The sequence below is a fragment of the Candidatus Streptomyces philanthi genome (assembly GCF_059553635.1).
This window is the reverse complement of record NZ_JCANQV010000534.1, coordinates 1-1,988: the sequence shown is the minus strand read 5'-3', so window position 1 is coordinate 1,988 and position 1,988 is coordinate 1. Positions and strand designations below refer to the sequence as shown.

The following is a 1,988-nucleotide window of genomic DNA, read 5'->3' as shown; positions in this document are numbered from 1 at the left end:
TCTGGTCGCCGTACGCCGCCGCGGTGCCGGCACCGACCTGCCGCCCAATGCCTGAGCCCCGCACGCCCGGTGAGCTGCTGGCCCTCGACCGGCGGCATGTGTGGCACCCGTACGGGCCGATGCCCGGCCGCGACACCCCGCTGCTGGTCGATTCGGCGGCCGGGGTCCGGTTGCGGCTCGCCGAACCCGCTGAGGGGCACGGCGAGTTGGTGGACGGGATGTCGTCGTGGTGGTCGGCGGTGCACGGCTACAACCACCCGGTGCTCAACGAGGCCGCGCGCGGGCAGCTGGAGCGGATGAGCCATGTGATGTTCGGGGGGCTCACCCATGAGCCGGCCGTCCGCCTGGCCGCCCGGCTGGTCGAGATCACCCCCGATCCGCTGCGGCACGTGTTCCTCGCCGACTCCGGATCGGTGGCGGTCGAGGTCGCCGTCAAGATGTGCCTCCAGTACTGGCGCTCGGTGGGCCGGCCGCGCAAGCAGCGGCTGCTGACCTGGCGCGGCGGCTACCACGGCGACACCTGGCACCCGATGTCCGTGTGCGACCCGGAGGGCGGGATGCACGAGCTGTGGCGGGGGGTGCTGCCGCGGCAGGTGTTCGCGGACGCGCCGCCGCCCGGCTTCGACGCGGAACCGGACCCGGCGTACGCGGCCGGGCTGCGGGAGCTGATCGCCCGCCACGCCGACGAGCTGGCCGCGGTGATCGTCGAGCCCGTGGTGCAGGGCGCGGGCGGCATGGTGTTCCACTCCCCCGGCTATCTGCGGGTGCTGCGGGAGGCGTGCGACGCGCACGACGTCCTGCTGGTGTTCGACGAGATCGCGACCGGCTTCGGCCGGACCGGCACCCTCTTCGCCGCGGAGCACGCCGGCGTGGCGCCGGACGTGATGTGCCTGGGCAAGGCGCTGACCGGCGGCTATCTCACGCTCGCCGCCACGTTGTGCACCACCGCCGTGGCGGACGGCATCTCGCGCGGCGACGTGCCGGTGCTGGCGCACGGCCCCACCTTCATGGGCAACCCGCTGGCCACCGCCGTCGCGAACGCCTCCGTCGGGCTGCTGCTGTCCCAGGACTGGGCGCGGGAGATCAAACGCATCGAGGCCGGGCTGCGGGACGGACTGGCCCCGGCCCGCGACCTGCCCGGCGTGCGGGACGTACGGGTCCTCGGCGCGATCGGTGTGGTGCAGCTCGACCACCCGGTGGACATGGCGGCCGCGACGCGCGCCGCGGTCCGCGAGGGCGTGTGGCTGCGCCCGTTCCGGGACCTCGTCTACACGATGCCGCCGTATGTCACCGGCGACGAGGACCTGGCCCGGACCTGTGCCGCGGTGTGCGCCGCGGCCCGCGAGGGCTGACCTCGCCCGGCGGGGCCGTCCGGCCGCCGCCGCACCCGCCCGCCGCCGGACCCGCCGGTTCCGGCGGCGGGTGCTCCTTCCGTAAGAGACCGGCAGAACGCAGAAGGCGGTGACGGACCATGACGGTGCTGTTCGTGACGGGCACGGGCACGGAGATCGGCAAGACCGTGACGACGGCGGCCCTCGCGGCGGCGGCCCTGGGCAGGGGGCGCTCGGTGGCGGTCCTCAAACCCGCGCAGACCGGGGTCGGGCCCGACGAGCGGGGCGACGCAGCGGAGGCCGAACGGCTGGCCGGGCCCGTCACCGTCCTCGAACTGGGGCGTTTCCCCGAGCCGTTGGCCCCCTCCACGGCCGCCCGGCGGGCCGGTCTGCCGCCGGTGCGCCCGGCGGACGTCGCGGAGGCGGCCGCCAAGCTCGACGCCTCGCACGACCTGGTGCTGGTCGAGGGGGCGGGCGGGCTGCTGGTCCGCTTCGACGACGAGGGCGGCACCCTCGCCGACGCCGCGCGGCTGGCCGGGGCTCCCGTCCTGGTGGTGGCGCGCGCGGGGCTCGGCACCCTCAACGACACCGCGCTCACCGCCCTCGCGCTGCGCGCCCACGGGCTCGACTCCCCCGGTGTGGTCGTCGGCAGCTGGC

General features: G+C 75.9%; 2 protein-coding genes. Both read left to right on the top strand.

The window, feature by feature from the left end; translation table 11 throughout:
- The first annotated feature begins 47 nt into the window (after positions 1 to 47).
- Positions 48 to 1,352 carry an adenosylmethionine--8-amino-7-oxononanoate transaminase gene (locus tag AC51EU_RS29930; protein ID WP_496270229.1) on the top strand — a complete coding sequence of 435 codons (1,305 nt, stop codon included), beginning with the start codon at positions 48 to 50 and terminating at the stop codon, positions 1,350 to 1,352.
- A 119-nt stretch (positions 1,353 to 1,471) separates the two neighbouring features.
- On the top strand, positions 1,472 to 1,988 hold a 517-nt coding region (gene bioD, locus AC51EU_RS29925), incomplete at its 3' end, for a dethiobiotin synthase (RefSeq protein WP_496270228.1).